This window comes from Metapseudomonas otitidis (genome assembly GCF_900111835.1).
GTDB classification, from domain to species: Bacteria; Pseudomonadota; Gammaproteobacteria; order Pseudomonadales; family Pseudomonadaceae; genus Metapseudomonas; species Metapseudomonas otitidis.
Map to the genome: position 1 here is coordinate 132,823 of NZ_FOJP01000004.1, position 13,776 is coordinate 146,598.

General features: G+C 64.5%; 11 protein-coding genes. 5 read left to right on the top strand and 6 right to left on the bottom strand.

The window, feature by feature from the left end; genetic code table 11:
• Window positions 1–53: 53 nt before the first annotated feature.
• On the bottom strand, window positions 54–563 hold the full coding sequence (locus tag BM198_RS06495; RefSeq protein WP_074968698.1) for a BRO-N domain-containing protein: 510 nt from the start codon (window positions 561–563) through the stop codon (window positions 54–56).
• A 764-nt stretch (window positions 564–1,327) separates the two neighbouring features.
• On the opposite strand from BM198_RS06495, the gene BM198_RS06500 reads away from it, so the two are divergent.
• Together BM198_RS06500 and BM198_RS29510 are read left to right on the top strand one after the other, a co-directional pair.
• Window positions 1,328–2,494: a type I restriction endonuclease gene (locus BM198_RS06500; protein WP_074968891.1), complete on the top strand. Its 1,167-nt coding sequence runs from the start codon at window positions 1,328–1,330 to the stop codon at window positions 2,492–2,494.
• A gap of 38 nt (window positions 2,495–2,532) precedes the next feature.
• Complete coding sequence (locus BM198_RS29510) at window positions 2,533–3,234, top strand: hypothetical protein (RefSeq protein WP_139233575.1); 702 nt, start codon at window positions 2,533–2,535, stop codon at window positions 3,232–3,234.
• Window positions 3,235–3,281: 47 nt separating this feature from the next.
• Here BM198_RS29510 and BM198_RS06505 read toward each other — a convergent pair whose 3' ends face one another.
• The 4 genes from BM198_RS06505 to BM198_RS06520 all read right to left on the bottom strand — a co-directional run bounded on the left by BM198_RS06505 (window position 3,282) and on the right by BM198_RS06520 (window position 7,062).
• Window positions 3,282–4,460 (bottom strand): vWA domain-containing protein, encoded by a 1,179-nt coding sequence (locus BM198_RS06505; RefSeq protein WP_044409328.1) that lies wholly within the window; start codon window positions 4,458–4,460, stop codon window positions 3,282–3,284.
• 29 nt (window positions 4,461–4,489) lie between these two features.
• The gene (locus tag BM198_RS06510) at window positions 4,490–4,885 is read right to left on the bottom strand and encodes a GFA family protein (RefSeq protein WP_074968701.1); all 396 of its coding nucleotides are present in this window, start codon (window positions 4,883–4,885) and stop codon (window positions 4,490–4,492) included.
• Window positions 4,886–4,946: 61 nt separating this feature from the next.
• On the bottom strand, window positions 4,947–5,792 hold the full coding sequence (locus BM198_RS06515; RefSeq protein WP_044409321.1) for an AAA family ATPase: 846 nt from the start codon (window positions 5,790–5,792) through the stop codon (window positions 4,947–4,949).
• A gap of 142 nt (window positions 5,793–5,934) precedes the next feature.
• Entirely contained in the window at window positions 5,935–7,062 is a 1,128-nt protein-coding gene (locus tag BM198_RS06520; protein ID WP_074968703.1) for a DUF748 domain-containing protein, read from the bottom strand.
• 132 nt (window positions 7,063–7,194) lie between these two features.
• Here BM198_RS06520 and cysK point away from each other — a divergent pair, with 132 nt between their 5' ends.
• Window positions 7,195–8,169, top strand: coding sequence for a cysteine synthase A (gene cysK, locus BM198_RS06525; RefSeq protein ID WP_074968705.1), 975 nt, complete (start codon window positions 7,195–7,197; stop codon window positions 8,167–8,169).
• A gap of 64 nt (window positions 8,170–8,233) precedes the next feature.
• On the opposite strand, the gene BM198_RS06530 is transcribed toward cysK, so the two are convergent.
• Window positions 8,234–11,434: a PKD domain-containing protein gene (locus BM198_RS06530; protein WP_074968707.1), complete on the bottom strand. Its 3,201-nt coding sequence runs from the start codon at window positions 11,432–11,434 to the stop codon at window positions 8,234–8,236.
• A gap of 536 nt (window positions 11,435–11,970) precedes the next feature.
• Between BM198_RS06530 and BM198_RS29515 the strand changes: the two genes are divergently transcribed.
• Window positions 11,971–12,060, top strand: coding sequence for a K(+)-transporting ATPase subunit F (locus tag BM198_RS29515; RefSeq protein ID WP_069566518.1), 90 nt, complete (start codon window positions 11,971–11,973; stop codon window positions 12,058–12,060).
• Between the two features lie 8 nt (window positions 12,061–12,068).
• Entirely contained in the window at window positions 12,069–13,769 is a 1,701-nt protein-coding gene (gene kdpA / locus BM198_RS06540) for a potassium-transporting ATPase subunit KdpA (RefSeq protein ID WP_074968711.1), read from the top strand.
• Window positions 13,770–13,776: the final 7 nt, after the last annotated feature.

Sequence of the window (13,776 nt, forward strand, 5' to 3'; positions counted from 1 at the left end):
ACACGCGCACAGTTTCGACAACCGGGAGCGGGGCGCACCCGCTCCCGGTTCGGCTACCAATCGCTGAAGGGCATGTGCTTCCAGCTCGGCTCATTGCCCAGTGCCGGCTCCTCGCGGCTGCAGAGGAACACCGGCAGGTCGCGCCGGGCGATCCAGATGTCCCCTTGCCACTTCACCACGCCGATCCGCTGGTTGGCCCAGCTCATGTACGCCCGGCGGGGCGCTGCGTTGGCGTCGCGGTAGTGGTCATGCAGCGTCGGCACCACCTCCTCGCTGAGCCAGCGACTCAGGCAGCGGTGCTCCGGGTGCTGGTAGCGGTACAGCAGGCGGTAGGCGCCGGCTTCGCTGAGGGCGATGACTTCCTCGCTACCACCGCTGGCGTGCCGCAAGCGGACGGCGCGGCGCTGGTGCGGGTCCACCAGGCGGGGCAGGCGGCCGGGCTTCAGCGCGCCGATCATCCGCGCGAAGTCCATGGCTACGAACCAGGGCTGGTTGTCGACCATGGCGGCACGGAGCTGGTGGTTGTGGCGTTGGAAAACGATGGGGGTGTATGCGTCGTGCATGGGGGAACTCCTGATGAGGTTGAGGAGCCACCACCCGTCGCTGTCATTCGAAGGGTGGCAGACCACGCGGGGTTGACAGACCGGCATCAGGACCCGGCAGGCCAGAAGGCCTCCCCGCGCGATCTGCCATAAAGCAGCGCAGCCTGTAGAAGCTGCATGCGTGCAAGCACCTGCAAGAAACATTCGCTGTTTCTCGCACGCACTGGCAGCGCATTCGCGCCTGATGTAGCGGGCTGTCAAACCCGGTCGCGGGATTGACCGCGACGCCGGGAGGATAGGGAGGTGGGGGAGGGAGGGCAAGGGGCGTGCCTAACGCTCCGGGCTGGGACAGGGCTAAGAAACCAAGCTGGTTGCCGAGTTCTGCTGTTGTTTTTCGTTTCGCCCTCCCGGGCGAGTCCCTTTTCCAGTCGCTGGATCGCCAGCCCGGTGAAAAGAAACCAAAAAAACTTGCCCCTGCATCCGAACTAGGCGTCCCCACCCGACTGTGTTGGGGGCCCTCCCTCCATATTGCGTGCGCTCACGACTTGCGCTCCTCTTCGGTTCGGGAGAGAGGCGGGAAAAGGCCGACTGCAAGCTCCTAGAGAGTCGGATCAGTTTGGCGCCTGACTTCTTGACTGCCACAGCCCTCGTATTTGCTCCCAGATTGGCTGACTCAAAGATCGCCCAGGAAAGAGGGCGGTAAGGATAGCGTTTTGTCCTACTTGACGTTGACGGGTGTTACGAGCAATGTCGGCAAACTGCCACCACATGAGAGGGACCTCAGCATGCAAGAATTTCTTTCTCGCATTAATGCCCACGTTGAACACGTCAAGAAAGTTGCGCCGCATTGTTCTGGTGAAGAGACAACCAAGCAGGCGCTCATCCTACCGCTGCTTGATATTTTGGGCTTCAGTCCCTACGACCCAACCAAGGTGCGGGCAGAGTTTGCCTCAGACTTCCCCGGTGTAAAGGCATCTGAACGAGTGGACTATGCGCTGTTCAGTAATGGAACTCCGGTTATGTTTATTGAGGCCAAGGCTCACTCCGAAAAACTCAATAACCATTGTCCGCAACTGGCTCGTTATTTTAATGCGACTCCAAGTGTCACCATGGCTGTAATAACCAACGGTCAAGAGTGGCGTTTCTTCACCGATTTGGTGGAGAAAAATATAATGGATGAGAAGCCATTCCTGAAGATTGATTTGGTGGAAGGGCCAGTTCACGATTTTGCTCATCTTTACAATTTCCGACATGATGAATTCCAGCCGGATCAACTTCGTACGCTAGCGGAGGAGAATATATATCTCCATGCCTTCAAGAAGACTATTAGTTCAAGTCTTCGCGAGGTTGATATTGATTTTGTTCGCTATGTCGCTGGGCGGTCAAATATTAATAGGCAGCTCAATGCTCGTTTTCTTGAATTGATCACTCCTTTGGTGCGTACCGCTGTTGAGCGCGCTGTCAGCGAAATGGTGGTAAGCGGGCTTTCTGCTCCGTCAGCTCCTGCACCTACTCTTCAGCAGGCTCAGAGTGAAGCTGATGTTCTAACTGCCGATAATCGTGAAATTGTTGATCCGGACAATCCCAATATCGTAACCACCGCCGCTGAACGCGAGGTGTTGCGGATTGTTCAGGAGTTGTTGGGTGAAGAGGCAGAGGTTGTCGGGAAAGATAACGAGGGCTATTACTCCTGCCTTTATCAGGGCAAGACAAACCGTTGGTTGCTTCGTTATTGGGGAGATAAAAAGAGACCTTCAGTGAAATTCATTGTCGATCTTGATCAGCAGCAGCGGGCGGAAATAAATCGGGCCGGCCTTGAAATCGGGGCGGGGGACCAAGTTCTCATCGACAAACCTGAAAACCTGAGAAGGATCAGAGGGATTCTTGCCGATAGCTTGGAGTTCTGCCGTAAGGACGAGAATTTCTCGCGTGGGCGAAAGTCCGGTGAATGATCTTCAGTCTATGTATCTGATTTGTCGGTGGTAGTTGCATGAGTCAAAATTTCTCGTGGTACCCCCCTAAGGCCGAGTGGCTTGGCAACGAATTTGGTTGCCCTCCTTTTGATGTCCTCAATCAAATGCTTTACGAATCTGTTGAAAGGAATCCTAGCAATACGGATCGCTCACAGATTATTGGGAAACTGATGTTGATTGGTCGGACCTATTCAGCGTCGGTAGAGCGCAGGAAAACCAATGGCGAACAGAAGGATGAGCGGCAAGCGTTGGAGGTAGTCATTGAGGCGGCAGAGGCTATCTCGAAGTCGAGGCTTGAAAGGCTGCTCTCTGAGTTTTCATCGGATGAAAGCCTGACCCTTGAGCGCATTCCTTTTGCGGTAGAGGTTCACCTTGAACTGGCCGGTGCGTTAGCTAAGGCAAATGGCCGAGAGAATAGTAGTCTTGCCTCCAAGTACTTGCATTTTCATCGTCCGCAATTCTTTCCGATAGTCGATTCCTACGTTCGGGAAGGATGGTCTTGGGTAATGGATGCACTGGGGTCGAGTTATCGCGGATGGAGGATGTTCGGAAAGGTTTCTCACTATGGCGCATGGTGCGAGCGAGTCATTCAACTTCAAGAGCATTTGGCGGATACGCAAAATGAGAAGTTCTCACTGAGACAGATTGATAATTATCTATTGTCGATAATGTCCCTGGATGGGAAGGGCGGGTGGGGATTACCCAAGCTGCCTGGCTAGTTGAAGCTTCAAGTAACGAGAAAGGGCCCTTCCGGGCCCTTTCTTTTTCACTTGGAGAGAAAGCGCATCCCTTCCTCCAGCCCCTGCAGGGTGAGGGGGAACATCTGGTCGTTGATCAGCTCCCGCACCAGCCCGGTGGAGGCGGTGTAGTTCCAGGTGTCCTTGGGGTAGGGGTTGATCCAGATGAGCTTCTTGTACTTCTCCATGAAGCGCTTCATCCACACGTAGCCCGGCTCTTCGTTCCAGTGCTCGACGCTGCCGCCGGCCTGGGTGATCTCGTAGGGGGCCATGGCGGCGTCGCCGACGAACACCACCTTGTAGTCGGCGCCGTACTTGTGCAGCAGGTCCTGGGTGGAGGTGCGTTCGGAGGTGCGGCGCAGGTTGTTCTTCCACACCGATTCGTAGACGAAGTTGTGGAAGTAGAAGTACTCCAGGTGCTTGAACTCGGTCTTGCAGGCGGAGAACAGCTCTTCGCAGACCTTCACGTGGGCGTCCATGGAGCCGCCGATGTCCAGCAGCAGCAGGAGCTTCACGGTGTTGCGCCGTTCGGGGCGCATCTGGATGTTGAGCAGGCCGGCATCGCGGGCGGTGTGGTCGATGGTGCCGTCCAGGTCCAGCTCTTCCGCTGCGCCTTCACGGGCGAACTTGCGCAGGCGGCGCAGGGCGACCTTGATGTTGCGGGTGCCCAGTTCCACCTGGTCGTCGAGGTTCTTGTACTCGCGCTGGTCCCAGACCTTGGCGGCCTTGCCCTGGCGCTTGCCGGCGTCGCCGACGCGGATGCCCTCGGGGTTGAAGCCGCCGGAGCCGAAGGGGCTGGTGCCGCCGGTGCCGATCCACTTGTTGCCGCCGGCGTGGCGTTCCTTCTGTTCTTCCAGGCGTTTCTTGAATTCTTCGATGAGCTTGTCGAGCCCGCCGAGGGACTGGATCTGCGCGCGCTCTTCGTCGGTGAGCAGGCGCTCGAACTCCTTGCGCAGCCACTCTTCGGGAATCAGCGCCTCGATGTGCTCGTTGAGGTTCTCCAGGCCCTTGAAGTAGGCGGAGAAGGCGCGGTCGAACTTGTCGAAGTGGCGTTCGTCCTTCACCAGCACGGTGCGGGCGAGGTAGTAGAACTCGTCCATGTCGGCGAAGACGACGTTGTGCTTGAGCGCGTTGATCAGGTCCAGCAGTTCGCGGACCGAGACCGGCACCTTGGCGGCGCGCATTTCGTTGAATAGGTTGAGCAGCATGGCTGCACCCTCTTGCTAGCGGTGGGGCCTCAGGAACGGGATTCCTGGGGCAGGCCGTCGGCGATGGCGTACCAGTCGGCCTTGGATTCTGTGTAGATGTGCTTCTGCGGGACGTCACCCAGGGGCGAGTCCAGGGTGCCCAGGGCCACCGAGACCCACTTGGGGTGCGGGTGGTCGGCGAACCATTGCAGGTTGCTGCCGCACTGGCGGCAGAAGGTCCGGGTCACGTGGGGGGAGGAGTGGAACGCGGCCACCTGGTCCTGCCCTGCGGTGAAGCGGAAGTGCTCGCGCCGCACGTTGCCGTAGCTGGCGAAGGCTGCGCCATGGCCCTTGCGGCACTGGCCGCAATGGCAATGGGTGGCGGATTCGATGGGCGCGTCGATCTGGTACTTCACCGCGCCGCACAGGCAGCTGCCGTTATGCATGGCTGGGGCCTCCTTGGTGGGCGGTTGAACCCTCTCCCGTGGAAGGGAGAGGGAGGCAGCCTCAGCGGCTGGCGCGGCGCGCCATGAAGGCCAGGCGTTCGAGCAGCATCACGTCCTGCTCGTTCTTCACCAGGGCGCCGGCCAGCGGCGGGATGGCCTTGGACGGGTCGCGCTCGCGCAGTACGGCTTCGCCGATGTTGTCGGCCATCAGCAGCTTCAGCCAGTCCACCAGTTCGCTGGTGGAGGGCTTCTTCTTCAGGCCCGGGACCTTGCGCACGTCGAAGAACACGTCCAGCGCCTCGGCCACCAGCTCGCCGCTGATGTTGGGGTAGTGGACGTCGACGATCTTCTTCAGTGTCTCGCGGTCGGGGAAGGCGATGTAGTGGAAGAAGCAGCGGCGCAGGAAGGCGTCCGGCAGTTCCTTCTCATTGTTGGAGGTGATGATGATGATCGGGCGCTGCTTGGCCTTGATGGTCTCGTTCGTCTCGTAGACGTAGAACTCCATCTTGTCGAGTTCCTGCAGCAGGTCGTTGGGGAACTCGATGTCGGCCTTGTCGATCTCGTCGATCAGCAGGATCACGCGCTCGTCGGCCTCGAAGGCCTCCCAGAGCTTGCCTTTCTTGATGTAGTTGCGGACGTCGTGGACCTTGTCGGAGTTGAGCTGGGAGTCGCGCAGGCGGCTCACGGCGTCGTACTCGTACAGGCCCTGGTGCGCCTTGGTGGTGGACTTGATGTGCCAGGTGATCAGCTTGGCGCCGAAGGCTTCGGCCAGCTGCTCGGCGAGCATGGTCTTGCCGGTGCCCGGTTCGCCCTTGACCAGCAGCGGGCGTTGCAGGGTGATCGCGGCGTTGACGGCGAGCTTGAGGTCGTCGGTGGCGACGTAGGACTGGGTGCCTTCGAACTTCATCAGGTAATCCTCGAACGGTAACGACCGGCAGTGCCGGGCGCGCGGTATCAGGTGGAGGCGCCGACTATAGCGTGAGCCCCGGCGCACTGTGAACGCAGACGGGGCATTCAGTCACTGAATGGGCGGTCACGGCCCTTGCAGCCTAGTCCGTCGTGGCGGCGGCGGGGCCCTGTCCTCCGGTGGGTCGTGTGGCGTCATCGCGCTCGGGCGGGGCACGTTCGAAGCGCGGGGTGAAGGCTTCGACGAAGGCATTGCGCAGGATGGCGATGAACGCCTGGAAGGCGCTGACGTCCTGCTGGTGCACGTTGCCGCTGAGTTCCACGCGGGTGGCGAACTGGTCGCGGCGCTGGTTCTTCAGCAGGGTCTCGCCGCCGCCGACGAGGGCCTCCCAGAGGGCGCGGAGCACGCCCTTGTCTTCGTTCTCCACGTCCTGGCGCCAGTCGAACACGTCCACATCGTGCAGCAGTGGCTTGATGTAGCCGCTGAGCCGGGCGTTGTCGGCGCGGGCTTCGATCACCAGGTCGCCCTGGCCCCGGCGGAAGTCGAAGCGGCCGTAGGCGCGGGCCAGGTCGTTGAGCCGGGGCAGGTCGATTTCGCGGGCGCGCAGGCGCAGCTGGAAGTCCTCGAAGTTCTTGAACGGGTCGAAGGTGGCCTCCACCTCCAGGGGGGCATGGCCGAGCAACTGTGCGCGGCCCTCGAAGCGGGCCACGCGCTCGCCCTGGCTGTCGGCGACGTTGGTGAGGTTGTAGAGGCTAGCGTTCACCTGGCTGGCGTCCAGGTCCACTTTGGGGGTGGAGGTGAAGTTGTGGAAGGCGATGCGGCCGTCCAGCACGCGCAGTTCGTTGAGGGTGATGGGCAGCAGTTTGTTCAGCTGGTCGCGCCAGTCGGTGCCGGCACCGGTCTGGGACTGGCGCTTGTCGGCGCCGCCGTCGACGAAGTTCAGTTCGGGGGCCTCGAACACCACCCGCGCGACCACGGCGCGGTCCTGCCAGAGTGCCTGCCAGCTCACCGCCAGGTCGATGCCCGGCGCGTCCAGCAGCGGCACCGGCACGCTGCCGTCGGCCTTGACGATGGACAGGCCGTTGATGCGGTACGCGCCGCGCCACCAGGCCAGGTCGATGTCGTCGATGTGGCCGCGGTACTCGCCCATGTCGGCGAGCTTGCCGTTGAGGTAGTCACGGATCAGCCAAGGCAGCGTCAGCTGGGCCACCAGCAGGAGCAGCAGGAGGGTGAGCAGGGCCTTGAGCGGCCAGCCATAGCGTCGCTTCATGGGGGCTTCCGGCGTTTGGCACATGTCCGATGGACTGTGCCGGCGCCATTCGGTTCGGCTGGACTGCCGGGGCACCTGGGCATAGGCTGGGCCACTTTCTCCCATCGACCCGCCACCTTCGAGGACCGGTTCATGAGCCGCATCTACGCAGATAACTCCAAGGCCATCGGCAACACGCCGCTGGTGATGATCAACCGCCTGGGCCCCAAGGGCGTGACCATCCTCGCCAAGATCGAGGGGCGCAACCCGGCCTACTCGGTGAAGTGCCGCATCGGCGCCAGCATGATCTGGGACGCGGAAGAGAGCGGCCGCCTGCGCCCGGGCATGACCCTGGTGGAGCCCACCTCGGGCAACACCGGCATCGGCCTGGCCTTCGTCGCGGCGGCGCGGGGCTACAAGCTGATCCTCACCATGCCGGCCTCCATGAGCCTGGAGCGGCGCAAGGTGCTCAAGGCCCTGGGCGCCGAGCTGGTGCTTACCGAACCGGCCAAGGGCATGAAGGGCGCCATCGAGAAGGCGGCCGAGATCGCCGCCGGCAACCCCGAGCAGTACCTGCTGCTGCAACAGTTCGAGAACCCGGCCAACCCGGCCATTCATGAGAAGACCACCGGCCCGGAGATCTGGAACGGCACCGACGGCGCCATCGACGTGCTGGTGGCCGGCGTCGGCACCGGCGGCACCATCACCGGCATTTCCCGCTACATCAAGCAGCAGCGCGGCAAGCCGATCCTCTCGGTGGCGGTGGAGCCGGTGACTTCGCCGGTGATCAGCCAGACCCTGGCCGGTGACGAGGTGAAGCCCAGCCCGCACAAGATCCAGGGCATCGGTGCCGGCTTCGTGCCGAAGAACCTGGACCTGTCCATCGTCGACCGCGTCGAGCAGGTCAGCGACGAGGAGGCCAAGGCCATGGCCCAGCGCCTGATGCGTGAGGAAGGCATCCTCTGCGGCATTTCCTGCGGGGCGGCGATGGCTGCCGCCGTGCGCCTGGCCGAGAAGCCGGAGATGCAGGGCAAGACCCTGGTGGTGATCCTCCCTGACTCGGGCGAGCGCTACCTGTCCACCATGCTCTTCGACGGCCTGTTCACCGAGCAGGAACTGCAGCAGTAACCCGCTGCCCGCAATGAAAGAGGCCGCCCACTGGGCGGCCTCTTTCGTTTGGCGGGGTTGGGGTTTACCGGCAGGCCCCCTCGTCACGCCAGACCTTGCCGCTGCCGTCGGCACCGGTGAAGGCCGGGTTGCCGGGCTCGTTGCCCTTGGTCCACCAGCGGGCGGTGTAGGTGCGGCCCTTGTGGGTCACCTTGTTGCCTTCCCAGTAGGTGCCCGAGGCGCTCCAGGGGCTGGCACAGGTACCAGGTTGCTGGCCGGCCTCGGCCTTCACCCGGACCTTGTGGGTGCGGGTCACTTCGTGGTGGCCGTTGCCCAGGGTGAGGGTGAAGGTGTAGTCGGCATCCTTGTCCAGGCGCGGCGCGGTGAAGCTGAGGCCGGCGCCGTCGCTCTGGAAGGCGAGGGCAGGGTTCACGCTCCAGCGGTAGCGGAGGTTGAGTCCGTTCGGGTCTGTCGATCCGGCGGCACTGAGCTGCACGCGGTCACCAGCCTTGGCTTCTGCCGGTCCGCTGATGGCTGCCACGGGTGGCAGGATCGCCGGAGCCTCGGCCTTTACCCGGACCTTGTGGGTGCGGGTCACTTCGTGGTGGCCGTTGCCCAGGGTGAAGGTGTAGTCGGCGTCCTTGTCCAGGCGCGGCGCGGTGAAGCTGAGGCCGGCGCCGTCGCTCTGGAAGGCGAGGGCGGGGCTCACGCTCCAGCGGTAGCTGAGGGCCAGCCCGTTCGGGTCGCTGGAGGCAGAGGCGCTGAGCTGCACACGGTCACCGGCCTTGGCATCCGCCGGCCCGCTGATGGCGGGCACCGGCGGCAGGATCACCGGCGGCTGCTCGGGCGTGCCGCTGGCCTCGCAGGGGCCCAGGTCACGCCAGACCTTGCCGCTGCCGTCCGCCCCGGTGGAGGCGGCGGTGCCGGGCTCGTTGCCCTTGGTCCACCAGCGGGCTTCGTACAGGCGGCCTTTCCACTGGGCCTTGTGGCCTTGCAGGTACTCGGTGCCGGGTTGCCAGGTGGCTTCGCAGGTGGCGCCGGCGCCGCTGGCAGCCTTGACCAGCAGCTCGTGCACGCGGGTAGTGGTCTGCTTACCGTTGCTGACCGTCACGCTGAAGCGGTAGCGGGTGTCGCTGCTGTGCTCCGGGGCCTTGAGGGTCAGGCGCGGGCCGTCGATGTCGAAGTCCAGCGCCGGGGTCACGGACCAGCTGTAGCTGAGGGCGCTGCCCTGGGGATCGCTGGAGCCGGAGGCGTCTAGCTGCACTTTCTGGCCGGCTTCGGCCGAGGCCGGGCCCTGGATCACCACCACCGGCGGCTTGCCGGCGTCCTCGGCTTTCAGCGGGGCGGCCTGGGCCTCGTTGCTGGCGCTGAATTCGCCCTGGCCGAGCAGGGCCCAGTTGCCGTTGGGGTTGTCGCTTCCATAGATGCGGTAGCCCTTGATGTTGCCCTCCATGTCGCGCACCTGCTGGGGCAGGTAGTTGAGGCTGGAGAAGCGCTGCTCGCCACCCAGGTCGATGACCATCTGGTGGGGGTAGCGGTCACCGGGCACGGTGCTCCAGTAGGAGCTGGTGTTGCCGTCGATGGCGTGGGCGCCGCTCGCTGAGGCGGGGACGGCGCTGCTGACTGAGTGCACCCGCCAGCCGTCACGGGACAGCAACCGGCCCTGGGCGTCCGCCAGGTGCAGCTCGGCGGCGCTGGCGCGCTCCTTGCCATCGATGGAGGACTCGGCCACCAGCTTCAGGTAGCGCGCCTGGGCGGTGTCCTGGGTGGCGGCGTAGAGGGCGCCGTCCAGGTAGATGTCGTCCACCGGGTTGTTGGGTTCTGCGCGGATCGCCAGGTGCCAGCGGCCCGGGGCCGGGTTGTCCAGCGCCAGGAAGGGGTGGTTGTTCAGCGTCGAACGGGCGTCGAACTGGGCGTCGCTGGGCAGGGCGCCACGGCGCAGCAGCAGTTGCGAGCGGCCGTTGCCCCGATCGTAGCCCTCGCCATGGGCGGTGCTGATCAGCAGGCGCCGGCTGCCCTCGGGCACGTCGATGACGAAGTTGCGCCATTGGTTCTTGGCCAGGCTGACCCGCTCCTTCAGCACCTCGCGCTTGATCTCCTCGGCCAGGGGCACGACCGCCGGGCTGTAGGCCGACATGCGTGCCGCGTTCTCGCGCCAGACCCTGGCCATGTTGGCAGTGCTGGCATCGCCCAGGGGGATCCCCTGCACGTCGCGCAGGTCCGGGTTGGAGTAGAAGGGCACATGGTTGCCGCAAAGGATGGTGCCGACCCGGCCGTTGTTGTAGCCGAAGCGGTAGCTCTTGCCGTCCGAGCAGTGGCTGCCGCCGGCGTTGTGGGCCACTTCGTGGCGGAAGGTGGTGGGGGAGTTGATGTAGTTGATCGAGTAGCGCCCCGGCACGTAGGCCCAGCCAATGGCGGTGTCGACGCCTGGGGTGCCCATGATGAAACCGGCCACCAGGTCGGGGCTGTACTGGCGCATGCCATCGCGGAACAGCGTCGACAGCTTGCCGAGGGTGTCGGTGGTGATGGGGTGGTCGTCCGCGATCACCTGGGTGCCCACCAGGCGTATGCGTACCCCTTCGACCTGGGACTGCTTCAGGGCGCGGTTGACCAGGGCCACCTGGGCCAGGGCATAGGCCTCGTGGTCGCGGATGTAATTGGCGGCTTTCTGGGAGAAGCCGGCCAGCAGGTCGATCACGATCTCCCCGGCCTGGCTACGGTCCACCAGCAGGCTGCGCTTGCCGCGCTCCTCGAGGATGCCGGGCACCTCTTCAAGCACCTGCTCGACGTAGTCGACCTGGCTCGGGTGGAAGGCGTGCGGGGTGTCGAAGCGGGTCAGCACCTGCTCGCCGTCGGCCGAGCCACGGATGATGGCGTTGGCCTCGGGCAGCAGGGCGACGAAGCTGCCGTTGTCCCGCGCAGCGAGGAAGAACTCACCAGGGCCCGAGAGGCTGCGAGCCGCCCCCAGGGTCTGGCCGACGTACACGTTGAGCCCGGCTTGATGCTCGATGGGGTCGGCGCTGGTGCGCAGCAGGCTCAGGCCTGCCTCCTGGCGCAACTGCTCGGTGCCCAGGGCGGCGACACCGCTGCGCGCTGTACCGGGCTTGAGGGCCTGCAGGTCGATGAACTGGCCGGTGAGGGTGACTTCCCGCGTGGCGCTGGCGTGGTGGGCAGTGGCGGAGTCGGCCGCAGTGGCCGTTGCCACCTGCAGGGCCGCCAGGGTGCCCAGTGAGGCTGCCCAGAGGCAGATGCCTCGGCAGACGGGGTTGATCTTGAAGCTCGGCATAAAGCACTCCTGAGCCTGCACCGCCCGAAGGCGCGCGGGCTCGCCAGCCTGTGGCTGGTGTTCGTTCAGTGGGAGGGTTGGTTGCCGGCGCGCCGATGGTAGGCACGGCCTCGGGCCGCTGTAAAAGAAGCGGGGGGATTTTCGGACAGGTCCGAACCGGGCGTTTCGGCAGGGTGTTTCCCGCTGCCGGGATGGATCACGTCGGGGGCGTTTTGGCACTCGGCAGCGGACGTGGGAGGGGGTAGGCGGTGGACGGTCGGGGGCGCAGGACTTCGGGTGGAGCGTTCCGCTTCCGACGCGTTCTGCGCGACTCCCATGGCTCGCCCACCTGAAGGGCACTGTCCCCGGCCGAGCCTTCCCCGCTTCGCGTCGGCGCGGCGTGCTGGCCAGGCGCTGGGAGTCCTGGCAGACGGGCACTTGGCCCACTTCTTTACGCGATCTTTATGCCGCCAGGCCCTTCCGTGGCTCGTTCCTTTACGCCCCCCTTGTCGAGAATTTGCCCAAAGCGGCGCCGTCCGCATCACGGAGCACTACACATGAGCATTCTCGACGGGTTGTCCCTGGCCATGGCCACGGGGCTTTTCATCTACCTGCTGGTCGCGCTGCTGCGCGCCGAGCGTGGCTAGGGGGCGCCATGGACGTACAGGACTACGGCCTGATCCTGGCCTTCTTCCTCCTGGTGCTGGTGCCGGCGCCCTTCATCGGGCGCTACATCTACCGTGCCATGGAGGGTGAGCGAACCTTCCTGACTCCGCTGTTCGCCCCGGTGGAGCGCCTGTGCTACCGCATCGCCGGCGTCGACCCGCAGCGCGAGCACGACTGGAAGACCTACACCCTGGCCCTGCTGGCGTTCAACGCCGCCGGGCTGGTGCTGCTGTTCAGCATCCTTACCCTGCAGCACCTGCTGCCGCTGAACCCGCAGCACCTGCCGGGGCTGAAATGGAGCCTGGCGTTCAACACCGCCGTCAGCTTCGTCACCAACACCAACTGGCAGTCCTACAGCGGCGAGGCGAGCCTGAGCTACTTCAGCCAGATGGTCGGCCTGGGCGTGCAGAACTTCGTCAGCGCCTCGGTGGGCCTGTGCGTGCTGGTGGCCCTGGCCCGTGGCATCTCCCGGCGCAGCACGCGGGACCTGGGCAACTTCTGGGTCGACCTGACCCGGGGCACCCTCTATGCGCTGCTGCCGCTGTGCCTGCTGCTGGCGCTGTTCCTGGTGTGGCAGGGCGTGCCGCAGACCTTCGCCGACTACGTCAGCGCCAAGACCCTGGGCGGCACCGACCAGGTCATCCCCCTCGGCCCGGCCGCCAGCCAGATCGCCATCAAGCAGCTCGGCACCAACGGCGGTGGCTTCTTCGGCGTGAACTCCAGCCACCCGTTCGAGAACCCCAGCGCCTGGAGCAATTTGTTCGAGGTGGTGTCGATCATCCTGATCCCCGCCGCGCTGGTGTTCAGCTTCGGCCACTACGTGAAGGACCTGCGCCAGAGCCGCGCGCTGCTGGCCTGCATGCTGGTGCTGTTCGTCATCGGTCTCGGCGTCACCCTGTGGGCGGAGTTCCGCCCCAATCCGGCCTTGGCCGCGCTGCCCATCGAGCAGGTGGGTTCGCTGGAGGGCAAGGAGGCGCGCTTCGGCACCGCCGCGTCGGCACTCTGGGCGGTGACCACCACGGCCGCGTCCAACGGCTCGGTGAACGCCATGCACGACAGCTTCAGCGCCCTAGGCGGCATGGTGCCGATGTTCAACATGATGCTCGGCGAGGTGATCTTCGGCGGCGTCGGCGCGGGCCTCTACGGCATGCTGCTGTTCGTGCTGATCGCGGTGTTCCTCGCCGGCCTGATGATCGGCCGCACCCCCGAGTACCTGGGCAAGAAGCTGGAGGCCCGCGAGGTGCGCCTGCTGGTGGCCACGCTGCTGGTGATGCCGGTGGGCGTGCTGGTGTTCTGCGCCCTGGCGGTGAGCCTGCCGGGCCCGGCGGCCTCCATCACCAACCCGGGTGCCCATGGCTTCAGCCAGGCGCTGTACGCCTACACCTCGGGCACCGCCAACAACGGGTCGGCGTTCGCCGGGCTGGGGGCCAACACGGTGTTCCATAACGTGATGATCGGCCTGGCCATGCTGCTCGGGCGCTTCGGCTACATCCTCCCGGTGCTGGCCATCGCCGGCAGCCTGGCGGCGAAGAAGCGCGCGCCTGTCGGTGCCGACAGCTTCCCCACCCACGGCCCGCTGTTCGTCACTTTGCTGACCCTGACCATCCTGCTGGTGGGCGGCCTGACCTTCCTCCCGGCATTGGCCCTCGGGCCCATCGCCGAACACCTCGCGCAGCTCCAGGGCTTCTAACGGAGAA

Coding starts and splice junctions, on each gene's coding strand:
- BM198_RS06495 (WP_074968698.1), bottom strand. CDS start 563: ATGCACGACGCATACACCCCCATCGTTTTCCAACGCCACAACCACCAG.
- BM198_RS06500 (WP_074968891.1), top strand. CDS start 1,328: ATGCAAGAATTTCTTTCTCGCATTAATGCCCACGTTGAACACGTCAAG.
- BM198_RS29510 (WP_139233575.1), top strand. CDS start 2,533: ATGAGTCAAAATTTCTCGTGGTACCCCCCTAAGGCCGAGTGGCTTGGC.
- BM198_RS06505 (WP_044409328.1), bottom strand. CDS start 4,460: ATGCTGCTCAACCTATTCAACGAAATGCGCGCCGCCAAGGTGCCGGTC.
- BM198_RS06510 (WP_074968701.1), bottom strand. CDS start 4,885: ATGCATAACGGCAGCTGCCTGTGCGGCGCGGTGAAGTACCAGATCGAC.
- BM198_RS06515 (WP_044409321.1), bottom strand. CDS start 5,792: ATGAAGTTCGAAGGCACCCAGTCCTACGTCGCCACCGACGACCTCAAG.
- BM198_RS06520 (WP_074968703.1), bottom strand. CDS start 7,062: ATGAAGCGACGCTATGGCTGGCCGCTCAAGGCCCTGCTCACCCTCCTG.
- cysK (WP_074968705.1), top strand. CDS start 7,195: ATGAGCCGCATCTACGCAGATAACTCCAAGGCCATCGGCAACACGCCG.
- BM198_RS06530 (WP_074968707.1), bottom strand. CDS start 11,434: ATGCCGAGCTTCAAGATCAACCCCGTCTGCCGAGGCATCTGCCTCTGG.
- BM198_RS29515 (WP_069566518.1), top strand. CDS start 11,971: ATGAGCATTCTCGACGGGTTGTCCCTGGCCATGGCCACGGGGCTTTTC.
- kdpA (WP_074968711.1), top strand. CDS start 12,069: ATGGACGTACAGGACTACGGCCTGATCCTGGCCTTCTTCCTCCTGGTG.